The 16,799-nt window shown below is 73.1% G+C and carries 11 protein-coding genes; 2 read left to right on the top strand and 9 right to left on the bottom strand.

The features are described from left to right. Positions 1 to 398 precede the first annotated feature (398 nt). Together ABZT47_RS31265 and ABZT47_RS31260 are read right to left on the bottom strand one after the other, a co-directional pair. On the bottom strand, positions 399 to 1,298 hold the full coding sequence (locus tag ABZT47_RS31265; RefSeq protein WP_354850058.1) for an AfsR/SARP family transcriptional regulator: 900 nt from the start codon (positions 1,296 to 1,298) through the stop codon (positions 399 to 401). Positions 1,299 to 2,139: 841 nt separating this feature from the next. Then, entirely contained in the window at positions 2,140 to 2,781 is a 642-nt protein-coding gene (locus ABZT47_RS31260; RefSeq protein WP_354850055.1) for a helix-turn-helix domain-containing protein, read from the bottom strand. 109 nt (positions 2,782 to 2,890) lie between these two features. On the opposite strand from ABZT47_RS31260, the gene ABZT47_RS31255 reads away from it, so the two are divergent. Next, the gene (locus ABZT47_RS31255) at positions 2,891 to 3,913 is read left to right on the top strand and encodes a hypothetical protein (RefSeq protein ID WP_354850053.1); all 1,023 of its coding nucleotides are present in this window, start codon (positions 2,891 to 2,893) and stop codon (positions 3,911 to 3,913) included. Between the two features lie 57 nt (positions 3,914 to 3,970). Here ABZT47_RS31255 and ABZT47_RS31250 read toward each other — a convergent pair whose 3' ends face one another. From ABZT47_RS31250 to def, 3 genes are read right to left on the bottom strand one after another with little or no spacing between them, the layout of a single operon-like run. Then, a complete protein-coding gene (locus ABZT47_RS31250; protein WP_354850050.1) occupies positions 3,971 to 5,395 on the bottom strand; it encodes a transcription antitermination factor NusB in 1,425 nt (474 codons plus the stop codon). Further along, on the bottom strand, positions 5,395 to 6,345 hold the full coding sequence (gene fmt, locus ABZT47_RS31245) for a methionyl-tRNA formyltransferase (protein ID WP_354850047.1): 951 nt from the start codon (positions 6,343 to 6,345) through the stop codon (positions 5,395 to 5,397). Before fmt ends, ABZT47_RS31250 begins: the two co-directional genes overlap by 1 nt. A 3-nt stretch (positions 6,346 to 6,348) precedes the next feature. After that, complete coding sequence (def, locus tag ABZT47_RS31240) at positions 6,349 to 6,897, bottom strand: peptide deformylase (RefSeq protein ID WP_354850044.1); 549 nt, start codon at positions 6,895 to 6,897, stop codon at positions 6,349 to 6,351. A gap of 381 nt (positions 6,898 to 7,278) precedes the next feature. Between def and ABZT47_RS31235 the strand changes: the two genes are divergently transcribed. Beyond that, positions 7,279 to 10,479, top strand: coding sequence for a fibronectin type III domain-containing protein (locus ABZT47_RS31235; RefSeq protein ID WP_354850041.1), 3,201 nt, complete (start codon positions 7,279 to 7,281; stop codon positions 10,477 to 10,479). A gap of 136 nt (positions 10,480 to 10,615) precedes the next feature. On the opposite strand, the gene ABZT47_RS31230 is transcribed toward ABZT47_RS31235, so the two are convergent. The 4 genes from ABZT47_RS31230 to ABZT47_RS31215 form a co-directional block, all read right to left on the bottom strand. Then, a complete protein-coding gene (locus ABZT47_RS31230) occupies positions 10,616 to 11,977 on the bottom strand; it encodes a hypothetical protein (RefSeq protein ID WP_354850038.1) in 1,362 nt (453 codons plus the stop codon). Between the two features lie 63 nt (positions 11,978 to 12,040). After that, the gene (locus tag ABZT47_RS31225) at positions 12,041 to 13,774 is read right to left on the bottom strand and encodes a hypothetical protein (RefSeq protein WP_354850036.1); all 1,734 of its coding nucleotides are present in this window, start codon (positions 13,772 to 13,774) and stop codon (positions 12,041 to 12,043) included. Positions 13,775 to 13,824: 50 nt separating this feature from the next. Next, a complete protein-coding gene (locus ABZT47_RS31220) occupies positions 13,825 to 16,410 on the bottom strand; it encodes a primosomal protein N' (RefSeq protein WP_354850370.1) in 2,586 nt (861 codons plus the stop codon). Between the two features lie 263 nt (positions 16,411 to 16,673). Beyond that, positions 16,674 to 16,799 (bottom strand): methionine adenosyltransferase domain-containing protein (locus tag ABZT47_RS31215; RefSeq protein ID WP_354850367.1); only part of this gene is annotated, 126 nt, incomplete at its 5' end.

Genomic DNA, 16,799 nt, shown 5'->3' with positions numbered 1-16,799 from the left:
CGCGCACCACAGGGGGAAACGCGGGAAAATGCGCCGCACGCCGTCCGCGACGTTTGTGACGGCATATCTCGCGACCACCGGGACATCGGCCCGCCCACCCGCGCGCGAACACGGCGGGAGCCTGACGTGAACGCGCGGCCCCCGCCGGCATCAGGCGTCCAAGGATCCGGAGCCCGGCGAGTCCGGCTTTCAGCCACGGCCGATCATGGATGCCCGGGTTACAGCGAGGGAAAATGGATCGCCGGATCGCCGGATCGGCAAAAGGCACGGCGAGCATTCACCTCGGGCGCGCTCCGGGTCCCTGATCGCGATTCGCGATCACCGAAGGGCGTGAATGGGCGTGGGATCAGCCCGGCCCCGGGCCGGTGCGCTCCCGGTGGCTCTGCCGCCTCATCCGGTCAACCGGCTTCGCCCACCACGATCGCCGCGACCCGGGGGACAGGGAACTCGAGCTGGTCGTCCTGCCGCAGAACGGCGAGCTGGATCCTCTTGAGGGAACCCGACGGCTCGATGCCGAGCTCCGCCACCAGGCGCCGGCGGATCGCCTCGTAGACGGTGAGAGACTCGGCGGTCCTGCCGCCCCGATACAGCGCGATCATCAGCTGTGCGTGCAACGTCTCCCATGTGGGGAACCGCGAGGTCAGTTCGTACAGCTCGCCGATGATGTGCTGGTGGCGTCCGAGGTCCAGCTCGAGCTGGATCAGCCTCTCGTAGGCGGCGTTCCGCTCCTCCTCGAACGCCCGTGCCGCGCATTCGAGGACCACCGAGTCCCGCAGATCGCGAAACGGGTCGCCTCGCCACAGCGACAACGCCTGCCGGAGCTGTCTGGTCGCGAACTCCGTCCGGCGTTCCCGGTCGCTCTGCCGCGCCTCGGCGACCAGGCCACGGAAGTCGCGGACATCCAGCTGATGACACTCCAGGTCGATCGCGTATCCATCCGGCGCCGTGACCACCGTGCCGGGATCGACTCCGGCGTTCGCCAGGTACTTCCGTAACCTGGAGATGTTCACCTGAAGTGCCGTCAACGACGTGCGAGGCCGCTCGCTGGGCCACAGCGCGCTCAGGAGCTGATGGGCCGAGACGACACGCCCCGCATCGACGCACAGGCGGGCGAGCAGCATCCGCTGCCTCAAGGAACTCGGGGTGATCCTGCCACCGGCGGCGTCCAGCACCTCCAGTGGGCCGAGCAACGAGATCTTCATGTGCGTGGAGCCCTCGCGCGTGAACCGCCGTTGTCCGGACGGCCCCGCCTGCGGCGCCACAGCGGCCGGGTGGCCGACCGCGTGATGAGGGATCACGTGTGCTCCTTCGCCTTCGAGCGGCGGTCGATGTCATGGTCGAGCGGCTCAGAGGGCAAGCCGGTACCTGGGGCTCGTGCGCATCGGACTTGACGCGGGCGGTGTCGATGAGCCCGGACATCGGCGCGGTCATCGAACATCGCCCATCTGGGGAACGTCGCAGCGTCACGAAAGGCTTGAAAGGCGCATCCATCGAATGGGAGGAAGCCGGTTCAGATGCGCTTCGTATTCCGAGCACAGCCACACCTGCTCGCCGGCCGATGCGATGGATTTGCGCCACATTCGAGCGTGCCGCTCTGTTGCATGACATTCAGGAGTAAGTCACATGACATTCAGCGGTAAGACCACATGTCACGTTTGTGCAATCATCGCCACTCGTGATATTCCCACCCCACCCCCGCCCCGTCAAGATAAATTTTCGGTCGGCCCGGATCCGTCCGCCACCTGGCGGCCGGCCGGCGAGAACGACGCCTCATGATCCGGCACGTCCCGGAGAGCCCAGCGGCAATGGAATCGTCAAGCCTTCCATGCCCGCCTGCCGGCATCCACGCTCGCGCCCCCACACGTAAGCGGGTTACCGACCGGTGAATCGCTCCCGGATCAGGGGGTTACCGGGCGGTAAACTCTTGACCGAATCCCACAGACCCGCCCGCCCCAATGTGCGATATCGCTAACAATTTCCCCAGAAAATTAGCAAGGCTGCATCACCACGTCCTCCCGTCGGAACCCACGGCGTCGTGGCTCCGGTCAGCCCTCCCGAGCGCCCCGGCGGCGGTGTCGTCCCCGCCGGCGGGTCGCCACAGCCGAAACTCCCCGCGATGTGCGTGCCCTTCGAGACCCGTCATGGGCGTGGGCGTGTCGCGGCCACGTCCAGTGCCGGCGCGAGCGGCATCAGCGCGATGCGCATCAGGTTCGGCAGCGATCCCGACGGCGCCACCAAGCCGCTCGTCGACGCGGGCACGGCCGTCGATCGCAGCCACCGCTGGAGCGCGACCTTGGCGGCCGCGCCCACGCCGGCGGAGAGCACCTGGGCGGTCAGCGGGTCCATGCCTCGGCAGCGTTGGGCGATGGCTTCGGCGAGCGGCCCCTCCATCGTGGTGACGGTGTCGGCGTAGCAGGCGCGCAGGGCGGAACTGGTAGTGATCATCAGTAGCGCCTCCCGCGCATCGTCGCCCGGGTCGGTGTACTCCCCGACGACGGCGTCGATGACGGCGTCGGCGAGGCCGACGTCGGCGGGACGGGCGGCCACGGCCGCCGCCACCCGTGACGCGCGCTCCGCGGTGACCGCGGCGACGATCGCCTGCTCACGGCTTGCGAAGTAGTTGTTGTAGGTCCTGGGCGACACGCCCGCGGCCTCGGCGATGTCGTCGACGCGGACGTTCTCGGGCCCGTGTTCCAGCGCGAGGCGCAGCGCCGCCGCTCGGAGCGCCTGTCTGGTGGCCTCCTTCTTCCGTTCACGCAGGCCCGGCCGATTCGTCGTCACGTCCCTCATCCTAACCCATCTTGCGTGCACGCAAAGATGCGTACACGCAAGAATCTGGTAGCGTCGCCTCTCGTCCGCTCCACAGACATCCGAGAAAGGACCGACACCCATGCGCGCAAGGGGCATGACCTACGACACCGGGTTCATCCGCGATGGCGTCAACTCGGTGGAAGTCTTCGACCCGGAGCTGGTCAGGCGAGAGCTGACCATCATCCGCGACGACCTGCACTGCAATGCCGTCCAGATCATCGGCGGCGACCCGGGGCGCCTGGAGCTCGCCGCCCGCTGTGCCGCCGGCCTCGGCCTTGAGGTCTGGTTCTCGCCGTACCCGCTGGACCTGACGACCGACGAGATCCTCGCGTTGTTCCTCGACTGCGCCGACCGGGCCGAGCGGCTGCGCGCGGCGGGAGCCGAGGTCGTGTTCGTCACCGGCGTCGAGCTGAGCCTCATGAACCGGGGATTCGCCGACGGTGACCGCCTCGAGGAACGACTCGCTCGCCTGCTGGGCGACCCGGACGGCCGGGCGGAACGCCTCGCCGAGATCAGGGCCCGTATCGGCGACTTTCTCACCACCGCCGTGGCAGCGGTCCGCGAGCGCTTCCACGGAAAGGTCACCTACGCCGCCATCCCGTTCGAGGGCGTCGACTGGGACCTGTTCGACTTCGTGACCTACGAGCTCATCCGATCCGCGGAGGTCGCCGACCGGTTCCGAGGGGGCGTGCGCGACCTCGTCGCACAACCCAAACCCGTCGCCGTCACCGGTTTCGGCACCGCGACCTGGCGCGGTGCGGGCGACGTCGCGCCACGCAGCATGGAGATCCTGCAGATCGACGAAGCCACCGGCGCGATGCGGCTGGACGGGCGGTACGAGCGCGACGAGGCCGGCCAGGCGGCCTACCTCGGCGAACTGCTCGAGATCTTCGACGGCGAGGGCGTCGACAGCGCCTTCGTCCACCTCTTCGCGCTCCGCAACCTGCCCCACCGCCCCGACGGCGACCCCCGCGACGACCTCGACCTCGCCAGCCTCGGGATCGTCAAGGTCCTCGACGGCCGCAACGGCGACACCTACCCCGACATGCCCTGGGAGCCCAAAGCCGCCTTCGCCGCGATCGCCGAACGCTACTCCGGCTGACCCGGGGCGGCGAAGCACCGGCCCCTCTTGCGCCCACCGGGCCGGCGGGCGCCGGGGTCAGATGCGGCGAATGAGGGACAGGAACATGGCGTCGGTGCCGTGACGGTGGGGCCAGAACTGGGCGTAGGGGCCCTCGCCCAGGTGGTCGACCTCGCGGAGGTAGGACGGGGCGTCCAGCAGCTCGGCGTCGTCCCGCCTCTTGACCACGTCGCCGACCACGACGCGGGTCTCGGCAAGGTGCGGCGAGCACGTCACGTACGCCACGACCCCGCCGGGGCGGACGGCGTCCAGGGCCGAGCCGAGCAGGCGCCGCTGGAGTGCGCCGAGCTCCTGGACGCTGTCGGAGGAGCGCCGCCAGCGGGCCTCGGGGCGCCGGCGCAGCGCGCCGAGTCCGGTGCAGGGGGCGTCGACCAGCACCCGGTCGAAGGCGCCGTCCCGCCAGGCGGGCCGGGTGCCGTCGGCGGTGATGACCCCGGCCCTGCGCGTGGCCCGCCACACCAGCCGGGCGCGGTGGAAGCGCTGGTCGGCGGCGAGCAGGTGGCGGTCGTTCTGCACGGCGAGCGCGTCGAGCAGCCCGGCCTTGCCGCCCGGGCCGGCGCACATGTCCAGCCAGTAGCGGTCGGAGCCCTCGACGGGCACCCGGGTCAGGGCGAGCGCGACGAGCTGGCTGGCCTCGTCCTGGACGGCCGCACGGCCCTGCGCGACGGCCTCCAGGGACGCCGGGTCCCCCTCGGGGAGGTAGGCCGCGTACGGCGAGTAGCGGGCCGCGGCCGCGCCGTCCTCGACCAGCTCACCCACGGTGCTGCGGCCCGGCCAGGCGACGAGCGTCACCGCGGGGCGCTCGTTGTCGGCGGCCAGCAGGTCGGCGGTCTCCTCGAAGCCGCCGCCGACCGCGTCGCGCAGCGCCGAGACGATCCACCGCGGGTGGCTGTAGGCGACGGCGAGGTGGCCCACGGCGTCCTCGCCGGGGTCGGGGGCGACGATGGGCAGCCACTGGTCGAAGTCGCGGGTGGCGACCTTGCGGAGGATGGCGTTGGCGAACTTCGAGGCGCCGGTGCCCACACGCAGCCGCACCAGGTCGACCGTCGCGCTGACGGCGGCGTGCGGGGGCACCCGCGTCTTGAGGAGCTGGTGGACCCCGAGACGGATGGCGTCCAGCAGCGGCGGGTCGATGTCCTCCGGCGGGCGGTCGCTGCACGCGGCGACGATCTCGTCGTAGGTGCCGAGGCCGCGCAGGGTGCCGTAGGCCAGCTCGGTCGCCAGGGCGGCGTCACGGCCGGACAGGCCACGCTCGCGCAGCAGGGTGGGCATCAGCAGGTTGGCGTAGGCGTCGCGCTCGTCGACGGCCCGCAGCAGGTCGTAGGCGACGTTGCGGGCCTCGTCGCGCACCGGCTTCTGCCTCCTGCCGCCCGGGGCGGGTCTCCTGCCGCCCGCGCCGGGCCGTCCGCCGCCCGTGCGGCCGACGCCGCTGGGGGAGCCCATCAGGCGAGCCGGTCGTCGGCGCCGGGGCGCACGCCGCGCGCCCACTCACCGGCGGTCATCAGGCGCTTGCCCTGCGGCTGGACCTCGCCGAGCCGCACGGGGTGGGTGGCGGTGCCGACCAGGACGGTGTCCTTGGCGACGGCGATCTGCCCCGGCGCGAGAGCGCCCTCGGCGGGCACGGGGGCCGAGGGGCCGGGGACGGGCGCGACCGGGCCGAGCTTCAGCCGCGCGCCCCGGAACTCGGTCCAGGCGCCGGGGTTCGGGGTGCACGCGCGCACCAGCCGGTCGACGCGCATCGCGGGCGCCGTCCAGTCGACCCGCGCGTCCGCCACCTCCAGCTTTGGCGCGTAGCTGACGCCCTCGGCGGGCTGCGGGCGGGCTTCCAGGGTGCCGTCCTCCACGCCGTCGAGCGTCGCCGCCAGCAGGCCCGCGCCCGACTCCGACAGGCGGGCCAGCAGCTCGCCGCTGGTGTCGTCGGGCCGGATCTCCTCGGTCACCACCCCGTACACCGGGCCGGCGTCGAGCGCCTTGACGATCTGGAACGTCGCCGCGCCGGTGATCGGGTCGCCGTGGAGCACGGCGTGCTGCACCGGGGCGGCGCCCCGCCAGGCCGGCAGCAGCGAGAAGTGCAGGTTGATCCAGCCGTGCCGGGGGATGTCCAGCGCCGACTGGGGCAGCAGCGCACCGTAGGCCACGACCGGGCAGCAGTCGGGGTCGATGGCCTTGAGCCGGGCCAGGAACTCGGGGTCGCCCGCCTTGGCCGGGCGCAGCACCTCGATGCCGGCGGACTCGGCCAGCTCGGCGACGGGACTTGGGTGGACCTTGCGGCCCCGCCCGGACTGGGCGTCCGGGCGGGTCACCACGGCCACCACCTCGTGCCTGGGCGAGTCGAGCAGCGCCCGCAGCGGGGCCAGGGCGGTCTCGGGGGTTCCGGCGAAGACGAGGCGCACTTGCTAGAGAGCCTTCCCTTGAGTGGCGTGCGGCGAGAACTTGACGGCCGGGGCGGCCAGCCCGCTCCACTCGGCCTCGCGGATCGCCTTCATCGCCAGTTTGCGCTGCTTGGGATCCATGCGGTCGATGAACAGCACGCCGTCGAGGTGGTCGGTCTCGTGCTGCACGCAGCGGGCCATCAGGTCGGTGCCCTCGATGGTGACCGGCTCGCCGTGCATGTCGAAGCCCTTGGCGACGGCGCGGATGGCGCGCGGCGTCGGGAAGGTGAGGCCGGGGAAGGACAGGCAGCCCTCCTCGCCGTCCTCGTCCTTGTCCTCCGACAGGTCGAGGGTGGGGTTGACCAGGTGGCCGAGGGTGTCGTCCACGTAGTAGGTGAACACCCGCAGGCCGACCCCGATCTGCGGCGCGGCCAGGCCGGCGCCGGGGGCGTCCATCATCGTGTCGGTGAGGTCTTTGACGAGCTTGCGGAGCTCCTTGTCGAAGTCCTTGACCGGCTCCGCGGGGGTGCGCAGCACCGGGTCGCCGAACAGGCGGATCGACTGTATGGCCACGGAAGACTCCGTTCACGTCACGAATTGAAGGTCTCACTAGTTTATGTGGCTCACCGCGAACGCCGCGTCAGCGATCACGGGAGCGCCCCCACCCGCCGGTCGGAGCCCGCGGCGCCGGGATTGATCGGGTTCCGCGGCGTCGTCGAAGGCTACACCGGCGGTGCCGTCCCGGCGGGAGCAGGCGCGGCCCGCGGCGCGTGATCGTTCGTGGCCGTGTCGATCACTGTGGCGCGGGCGGCGCGCGCGGGCTGCCTGGGCGTTTGCACGTACATGGAAATGCCTATGGACAAATGCCGCAGGATGAGAGGGAACGGGTCGTGGACCGCCATCGACCCGTCCTTGGTCTCCGCCGACGGTGAACTCAAGCCTAGGGCGGCGCAGGTGGATCTACGGCTGTCCCACGGAGGGACCGCGCCGTTCGCATCCATCGACAACGGCGGTCGCTCGTTCGCGGTGGGCTGGAACCACCCGCTCCCGGCGCCGGCGGTGCGGGGGAACACCGCCACCTACACGGGCGTGGTGCCGGACGGGGACCTGGTCGTCACGTCGCTGCCGCAGGGCTTCACGCATTCGCTTGTTCTGCGCCGGCCGCCGTCCGGTCCCCTGACGATCACTCTGCCGATCAGGACCAAGGGCCTCACGCTGCTGAAGGACGCCGATCACGGCCTTCGCCTCGTCGACGGCCTCGGCACGACCGTCATCTCCGCACCGGCCCCGCACATGTGGGACTCCTCCAAGGACCCCGCTTCCGGCGAGGCGACCCGTCAGGCGGAGGTCACGACGTCGATCCGCCGCGAGGCGGGCGGAGCCGTGCTGACACTGCGGCCGGACCCCGGCTACCTCAACGACCCCGCGTTGCGGTACCCGGTGACCATCGACCCGACGAGCACGTTGACGGTCGGCACCGACACCTGGGTGGCAACCAACTTCCCCGACTCCCAGCGCGGCTCCACCGAGTTGAAGGCGGGCACCTTCGACGGCGGCACCACTGTCGCCCGTTCATATCTGCTGTTCAACGACATCGCCGGCTTCCGCTACACCTCCGGCAGCCAGGGGCCGACCGATCCGGCGCTGACGGTCACCTACGACAGCCGGCCCACCGTCCCGCAGGTCTCCATCACCCCCGGCGCGGACTCCTCCACGGAGGCGCTGACGACGTCGAGCCTGACCCCCACGGTCAGCGCCAGGGCCACCGACTCCGACGGCGGCAGCCTGACCTACACCTTCACCCTCACATGCACCCCTCTCGGGGCCGGTTGCGCACAGCCGGTGCGCACGCGGACCATCTCCGGTGTCCCCTCGGGGACACCGGCGCAGTGGACCGTCCCGCCCGGATACCTGACCAACGCGACGCGCTACGAGCTCTCCGTAGAGGCCGGTGACGGGACCGACACGACCGCCGCCGACCCCGTCCGGCTGACCACCGACGCCGCCGATCCGCCGACGGCGCAGAGCACCTCGCTGGACGAACCCGCCAATCCCATCCTGTCCGGCGTGGTGAGCCGCCCCTCCGGAGACGCGGTGACGGCGCAGTTCTTCCTCACCGACGACTCCGGCAACGCCGTCGGCCCCACCCCCCTGGGCAGCGGCGACGCCACGGAGGGCGGGCGCGTCTCCCTGCGGCTCCCCGACGGCATGGTCGGTCAGGGGCAGAGGTACAGCTGGCAGATGCGCGCCTGCGCCGGCGACGCGTGCACGGACAAGACCGCCCCCATCTCCTTCACCGTTCCGGCGCCACCACCCACCCCCCAGGGACAGACCCTCGTCCTGGGCGCCGACAAGCTGACCCTCTCGACGGCGAAGGCGGCGGCGGACGCCTGCCAGGGCTCCGCCTGCCCGCTGCAGCCCTCGTCGACCGTCAAGATCGGCGGTACGGGCGCCGACCGCGACCTCACGGTCGTCTCGGCGGACCTGAGCGCGATCCCGGCGGGGGCGAGCATCGTCTCGGCCACCCTCAAGCTCGGCTCCCCCGCCTGTGGCGGCGCCTGCTCGGGAGAGGTCTCCGCCTACTCCCTCGACTCCGCCCTGCCGGCGTCACCGGTCTCCTCCGACGTCACCGCCGCGATCGGTGCGGACGGCAACGCCGACGCCCCGGTGGGATCGGCCGACCTGGACCTCGCGGCGCTGCTCAGCGACTGGCTGACCCAGCCGGCCGACGACCACGGTCTGGCGCTCCTCGGATCCGAGGACAGTGTCCCGGCGGCGTTCCCCGCTCCTCAGCTGGTGATCTCCTACCTGCCGCCCGCCCCGCCGACCGTCCCGCAGGGCGTCCGCGCCCGCGCGGGCGACTCGGGCACCCTCCTCACATGGGACGAGCCCGCCGACACCGGCGGCAGCGGGACGGTGCGGTACGACATCGAGGTACTGAAGAGCGACGATCAGCCGCTCAAGAGCGTCAGCACCGACGACGAGGCCGCCGTCGTGACCGGGCTGACCAACGGGTCGGCCTACAGCCTCCGGGTCCGGGCTCTGACGGCCTACGGCACCAGCGGCTGGGCAACGGCCTCCGTGACCCCCCAGGCCGTCGCCGGTGGGACCCAGAGCTACCTCGACGCGGTGAAGCAGTACCTCACCTCACAGAACAAGATGCGCGAGGGGGTCTTCATCTCGGCGTCGGCGGCCGCCGGCCAGAGCACCCAGGGGACGCGGTTCGCCGCCGCGCTGGACACCCAGGCGGGCCCTCTACGGCAGTGGGCCGAGGACGCGGCAGGCCACCAGGTCGCCCAGACGAGCTCCGCCGTGACCCTGTCGGACGTCCTGGTCTCCCAGACTGCCGCCGACTCCGTCACCGTCCGGGCCACGGTCAAGACCACCACGACCACGGCCGACGGTGTGGGGACGACGTCCGCGGAGGACAAGACCAACGACGACATCGCCGTACGGGACTTCGTGTTCGACAAGCAGTCGACATCGGTCGCGTCGATCACGCGGAACCTCGACGGGACGGCGGTGGACGCCTCTGGCTCCTCGGGCGACGGCGACCTCAACGGCGTGATCACCGGAGACTCGACGGCGGCCCCGGCCGACGCTCCCGCGCCGCTTCCCCTGGACCCGAAGGGGTGGCCGGACCTGTCCGTGGGGTCGGGCCAGGTCTCCACGCGGAGCGTCCGGCAATCGGGAATCGCCAGATGGGCGGTGGACAACGTCTACACGTGGCCCTACGCCATCAAGCACAACAATTGCACCAACTTCACTTCCTACGCCGTGAACAAGGGAGGTAAGGCACCGGAGAAAGGCTGGTACTCGCGTTCGAACGACAACAACTGGTTCGAGCATCTGCTTAAAGGCGGGGGCGCGCGCAGCTACAGCTGGATGAACGTCGTCCATTTCTACGACCACTTCCAGACCAAGCGGCATCGCCTCGTCTGGCGGTACAGCTGGTGGGACGTGCAGCCCGGAGACGTGATCTTCTTCGACCAGAAGAGCGTGTCCGGATGGCTCGACCATCTGGCGGTGGTCAGCTGGGTCTCGCAACGCGCCGGCGTCTTCTACGCGCAGCATGGCCCTCGGGACCGTTACCGCAGCCTCAGCGACGCGTGGCCAAGGCTGGCTCATGTCTATGTGGCCAAGGTCGTGAAGTAGGCGCGGCCACCTGGGCCGCCGTGGCCACGCCGTCCCCCGGCACGGCCCGGCGGCCCGGACGCCCTGTGCGCAGCCGGGGCAGGTGACACAGGGCCCCAGGTGGCCGCCCCGCGACGGCGAGGCGGCCCGGGGCGGGTCAGCGGGAGCGGGCCTTCATGGCGGCCTTGCGGGCCGCCTTGGCGACGGTGGCGTCGGGATGGTGGGCGCCGAGCAGTTCGAGCACGGCGATGGAGTCGGGGTGGCCGCTGTGGCTGATCTCGTCGACCAGGCGCAGCAGTTCCTCCCCCGCCTCCAGAGCCTCGAACTCGCCCATGGCCTCCTGGGCGTCGGGGATGTGCAGCAGCGTGGCCAGGGTGTCGACGGCGAGCCAGGTGCCGTCGTCCTCGTTGAGCACCGGCGCGGCCAGGTCGCGCACCCCGAGCCAGACGGCGGCGTGGCGCCACATCGCCGGCTCGGCCAGCGCCTCGCGGACCGCGGGCTCGGCCTCCGGACCGATCTCCTCAAGGACCGTGCCGATCACCCCGCGCTGCCCCGGCGTGCCGGACGCCGCCACCTTGATCAGCTCGCGCGCGGCGTCCTCGGGGACGCGGCGCTCGACCCACAGGGTGGGGGCGCTGGAAGGCGCCTCGCCCGACAGCATCGCCTCGACCAGCTCGGCCGCGCTGAGCTCGGCGTAGGAGGCGACCTCGGCCAGCAGCGGCGCGTCGTGCCCCTCGCGCAGTAGGTCCTGCCGGACGGCCCACACCCCGAGGGGGGTGAGCCGGACGCGGTCGGCCGCGCGCTCGAACAGCCCGCAGTAGGCCAGCAGGTCCAGGGCGGCGTCCAGCTCGGCCGGCAACCGCTCACGCAGCCGCCGCATCTCGGCCGCGCGGGCCTCGCAGCCGATCTCGTGGGCCTGCAGCATTCCCTCGACCAGGGCGGTGTAGGTGATGCCGTCGCTGGTGGCGTAGATGGTGGCCAGCATCTCGGTGAGGTGCTCGTCGGCCACGGCCGAGCCTGTCAGCCCCTCGTCGGTGCGGTCGAGGACGTCCATGACGACCCCGTCCCAGAACTCCATCAGGTCGGCGGGCAGCCCCGGCCCGGGGGACGCGCCGGCCTGGGCGATGCGCAGCAGGCCGGTGTTGACCGCGACGACCCACACCAGGCGCAGCCGCTCGTCGTCCGCCCCGAGCCACGCGGCGGCCTCCCGCGCGTCGGCGGGCGTCAGGAACCCCTCGGCGGTGACCGGTCTCGCGCCCGTCCAGCCGGCCAACCGCAGGGCGTCCCGCACCAGCGGCACCGTCAGCACCGCCTCGGCGAGCTCGTCCGCGGGCGCGAGCTCGACCGGTGGGAAGCTCAGCACCTCGCTCTCGCACTCACCGCAATCGCATTCGTCGTTCTCCCCCGCCATCTCGGCGAGCAGCGCCTCCCGCTCCTCGCCTGACACGCTCCCCAGCTCGTCGATGAGGCTGCGCAGCTCTCCAAGATCGAAGATCCCGCCGTTACCGCTGTTGGCCATTCAGGCAACTTACTCCACACCAGCCACACGCGATGACCGACTGCGGACCTTGGCCTGGCCCGCTCAGTGAATGCCGCGAGAACGCGCCTTGAACGCCGCCTTGCGGGCGGCCTTGGCGATCTCGCGGTCGGGCAGGTGGCGGCCGAGCAGGTCCAGGACCTCGGCGACGTCGGGGTGGTCCACCTGCCACATCTCCTCGATGACGTGGGCGGGCGGCGCCGCCGTGGCCAGGGTGCCCGCGAACCGCTCATGATCGTCCTCGGTGGCCGGCATGGCCACGGCGAGCATGTCGACGCTCACCCACAGCGCCTCCTCCGGCGTCAGCGCGGGCGCCTCGAGGCCGCGCGCGGACAGCCAGTGGACGGCGTGCGGGCGGAGCTCGGCGTCGGAGAGGAACGGCCGCACGGCGTCGGCCGCCTCCGGGCCGAGCCGGTCGATGATCGTGACGGCGACGCCGCGCCGCGCCGCGTCCTGCGCCTGGACGGCGCCGAGCAGCTCGGCCGCCGCCTCCGGAGGGGACCGGCGGGCCAGCCACGAGCCGATGTCGCGCTCGGCCTGCTCGGCGGGCACCCCGCCCAGCAGGCCGTCGACCAGGCCGGCCGCGTCGCCCTCGGCGGGGTCGGGCGCGACGGGCGCCGGCATGCCCATGCGGACGAAGGTCTCGCGCATCCCCCACAGGCCGTGCGGGGTGAGCCGGACGGCGTCGCGCACGCGCTCGATGGTGCCGCAGTAGGCCAGGACCTCCAGCGCGGCGCCCAACCCGTCCTCGTCGTCCTGGTCGTCCTCGCCGGGCCGGGCGCCCGTCCACGCCTCCTCCAGGTGCTCGCGCAGTTCCGCGAGGGCCATGGGCTCCTGCAGGCGGTACAGCATGTCGTGGACGGCGTACAGCTCCTGGTCCAGCTCGGGCGAACCGGTGATGTCGGCCGTTCCGTCGGTGACGAACGCCACCGTGCCGGCCCACAGGTCCAGCACCTCGCGGTCGTCGCGCTCGGGGAGCGGCAGGAAGCCGGGCGCGACCGTCAGGGCCGCGCCGGAGACCTCCACCAGCCCGAGGGACACCGCCAGCCGCCACGCGGTCTCGGGAGCGGCGACGCCGAGCTCTCTGGTGACGCGCGCGGCGTCCCGGACGCGCAGGGCGCCCCGGACGGTCGGCGTGCGGCCGGCGTCGCGCATCCAGGCCACCACGTGGTGGGCGTCCCGCAGCAGCCCGGCCTCGCGGACCGCCCCGGCGACCTGCTGCGGCGGCGCCAGCCGCACGGCCGGCAGCGGGGAGCACCCGGGGCACTCGCACCCGTCGTCGGCGGTGACGCCGCGCAGCCGGTGGAGCGGCAGGCCGAGCAGGTCGTCGCCGGAGCCGGCGGGGCCGGGAGCGTCCAGGGCGGTCGGATCGGGCTCGTCGGCGCCCATCGCCCCGAAGATGCTCTTGGCCATGCCGAACTTGGAGGTGTCGGCGAGCGCGGCGGGCATTTCCGGCGCGATCTCGTCGATCTTGGCGCGCATGCGGGCCGCCATCTTGGTGCCGATCTCCCCGCTCTCCAGCAGGAAGTCGACCAGCGTGCGCGCCGCCGCCACCGTCTCGGCGGCGCTCTCGGGCGGTGCGATGACCTTGCGGGGGTAGATGTCCAGCAGCAGTTGCTCGAACGTGCCGGGCGTGAAGTCGGCGAGCTCGCTCACGTCCAGATAGTCGCTGGCGTAGTCGCACAGGAGGCGGACCTCGTCGGCGTCCACCACGACGTCCTTCGAGCGCCCCCACGCCCGGATCTCCTCGATGGCCCCGTTCACCCATTCGATCGACACAGGGAGAAACTAACGGCTTACTTTCAGCCCCGCGAATCGGCGGCCTACGGTCAGATGAGATCGATCGGATCCATACACACCCGGACCAGGTCGGGAGCCTTACGGGCGGACCTCACGCCCGCCGCCCCCTTGAGCGCCCGGGCCAGCGCCGGGCCCGCCGCGCGCGGCACCCGTACCATCAGCCGCTCCTGCGGCTCCTCGGGCCCCGATCGGGCCCCCTCGACCGGGACGGGGCCGAGCACCTGCGCCTCGCCGGGCAGCCGCAGATCGCCCGCCATCTCCCTGAGCCCGGCCGCCGTGCCGGTCAGCGTGGCCATGCGCACCGCCGGCGGGAACCCGAGGACCGCGCGTTCTGCCAGCTCGCGCTCAGCGTGCGTCACCGGATCCCACCGGAGCAGCGCCTGCGCGGCCGGGACGGAGGAGTCGGCGAGCACCACCAGCTCGGCGGCCGGGCGCAGCAGCGCCGCGGCGTTCATCCAGCGCCGCAGCGCCTCCTCGGCCGCGCGCAGGTCGGGACGGCCGAGCAGGGCCCAGCCGTCCAGCAGGACGCCCGCCGCGTACCCGCCCTCGGCGACCGGCTCGGCGCCGGGCGTGGCGACGACCAGCGCCGGGGCCGGGCCGACGTCCGACAGCACGCCGTCGCGCCCGGAGGTCTTCACCGGGACCGACGGGAAGGCGCGGCCGAGCTCCTCGGCCGTGCGCCGGGCGCCGACCACGACGGCGCGCATGCGGTTGCTCCCGCACGCCTGGCAGCGCCACATGCCGGCGATGCGCCCGCACCACCGGCAGTACGGCGCCGCGTGCCCTCCCCGCAACGCCAGCGGCCCCCCGCACATCGCCGCCGCCACATCGCGTCCACGCGGCTCCCCCGACCGGTCCGTCCCGGTATCGGCCGCCATCCCGGCATGAGCGGGCGTCCCGGAGTTCCCCGGCACGCCCGCGTTCATCGGCACGCCTGCGTTCCCCGGCACGTCCGCGTTCATCGGTCCCCCGGTGTTCACCGGTCTCCCTGGGGTGCGGGGGAATGCCGGGTCGGACGTGCCCGGCATGCCGGGAATCGCGGAAACGCCGGAGTCCTCCGGTCTGCGGGGGCTTCCCGGCCTTTCCGGCCGATCCGGGGTGAGCGGAGGGCTCACGGTCGCCACGGGCTGGTGGCAGCGGGCCGGGGCGCGGCAGGACTGGCACGCGAGCGCGGGCAGGTAGCCGCGGCGGGGCACCTGGACCAGCACGGGCCCGCTCGCCAAGCCCTGCTTGAGCGCCGCCCACGCCGAACTCGGCAGGCGCGCCGCCCGGGCGGCCTCGTCTCTGGCCACCTCGGCGTCGTCGCCGGCCGGACGCACCCGGGGGGCGTGCCGGCGCAGCGTCTCGCGCGGCGCGGCGATCGGGCGGGCCCATCCGTCGGCGATCAACCGGGTCGCCTCCGCCGTCCGGGCGTAACCGGCGATCAGCATCGCGGCGCCCGTCTGGTGGGCGCGCAGCGCCAGGACCTCGCGCGCGTGGGGGTAGGGGGCCAGCCGCTCGGCGTGCAGATCGTCCCCGTCGTCCCAGATCGCCACCAGGCCGAGATCGTGGACCGGGGCGAACGCCGCCGCCCGCGTCCCCACGGCCACCCGCACCCCGCCGCGCAGCACGCGCAGCCACCGGCGGTACCGCTCGGCGGGACCGAGGCCGGCGGTCAGCGCCACGTGGGCGCCCTGTCCGAGGACGCGGGTCAGCGCGGCGTCGAGCAGGGCCACGTCCTTGCCGTCGGGCACCACGACCAGGGAGCCCCGTCCCGCCCGGGAGGCGGCCAGCACGGCCAGGGCGACGCCCTCGGCCCACCGGGGCCCGTGCGCGGCTCCCGGAAGAACGCTCCACACCGCCCGCGGCGCCCGGCCCTCCGCCACCGCCGCGAGGAAGGAGGCCCCCAGCGGGTACTCCGCCCACTCCCCCGGCTCCGCCGCTATCGACCGCGCCCCCTGCGCTTCCTGCGCCGGCCCGTCCATCACGGGCCCTGCCGCGGTGCCCTGCCCCGCCCGCGCCCGCCGGATCGGCCCAGGAGCGTCCGCGGGCCCGCCGGTGCTCCCCGCCGGCACCCGCCCACTCGGGGACACGGGCTGGATCGGCGCGGAAACGTCCGCGGGCCCACCGGTGCTCTCACTCGCGGACACCGGCCGGATCGGCGCGGGAGCGTCCGCGGGTCCACCGGTGTTCCCCGCCGGCGCGCCCGGACCCTCACTCGGGGACGTCGGGGAGACGGGCCGCGCCGCCTCTCGCTTGGCCTCCTCGGCCTCTACTTTGGCGTGTCGCGGGGGGACGGCCAGCCGCAGGATGTCGGACATGGTGCCGGCGTACCGGTCCGCCACAGACCGGCACAGGGCCGCGATCTGCGGGGTGAGCACCGCCTCGGAGGAGACCACCCGTTCGAGGGCCGCGAGCTTGCCCTCGTGCTCGCTGGCCTCCGCCCGTTCGAGCAGGAACCCGTCGACGAGCTTGCCCGCGAAGCGCACCCTGACCCGGCAGCCCGGCACCGCCGCCTCGGCCATCGTCTCGGGCACCACGTAGTCGAAGGGCCGGTCGAGGTGGGGCAGCGGCACGTCCACGGCCACCCGCGCGATCGGAAGCTCGCCCGCGGGCGCCACCGTCCCCTTGGCCACGCCCGTGCCCGCGCCCTTGCCCGGCGTCGTCTCGCCCCAGAGTCCGTCGGGCTCGGCGTCCCGCGCCGCGCCCGGCCGTGCCGGGTCACCGGCGGCGCCGGGCGGCGGCGCTCCGATGGCTTCCCCGGCGGGGCTGGTCGCGGTCACGGTTAGGTCCTACCAGAAGGCGCCCACCAGGCCGAACCGGCCCGCGCGAGCGTGCACGCCCGCCGGCGGTCATGCGAAAGCCGCGGCCCGGCGATGCGGGCCGCGGCGGGCGCGGGTCAGAGGCCGGCGGCCTGGCGGAGCTGGTCGGCCCGGTCGGTGCGCTCCCAGGAGAAGTTGGGCTCCTCGCGGCCGAAGTGACCGTAGGCCGCGGTCTGGGAGTAGATCGGCCGCAGCAGGTCCAG

Source organism: Sphaerisporangium sp. NPDC005289 (genome assembly GCF_040607455.1).
GTDB classification, from domain to species: domain Bacteria; phylum Actinomycetota; class Actinomycetes; order Streptosporangiales; family Streptosporangiaceae; genus Sphaerisporangium; species Sphaerisporangium rhizosphaerae.
This window is presented reverse-complemented; position numbering and strand designations above follow the sequence as displayed.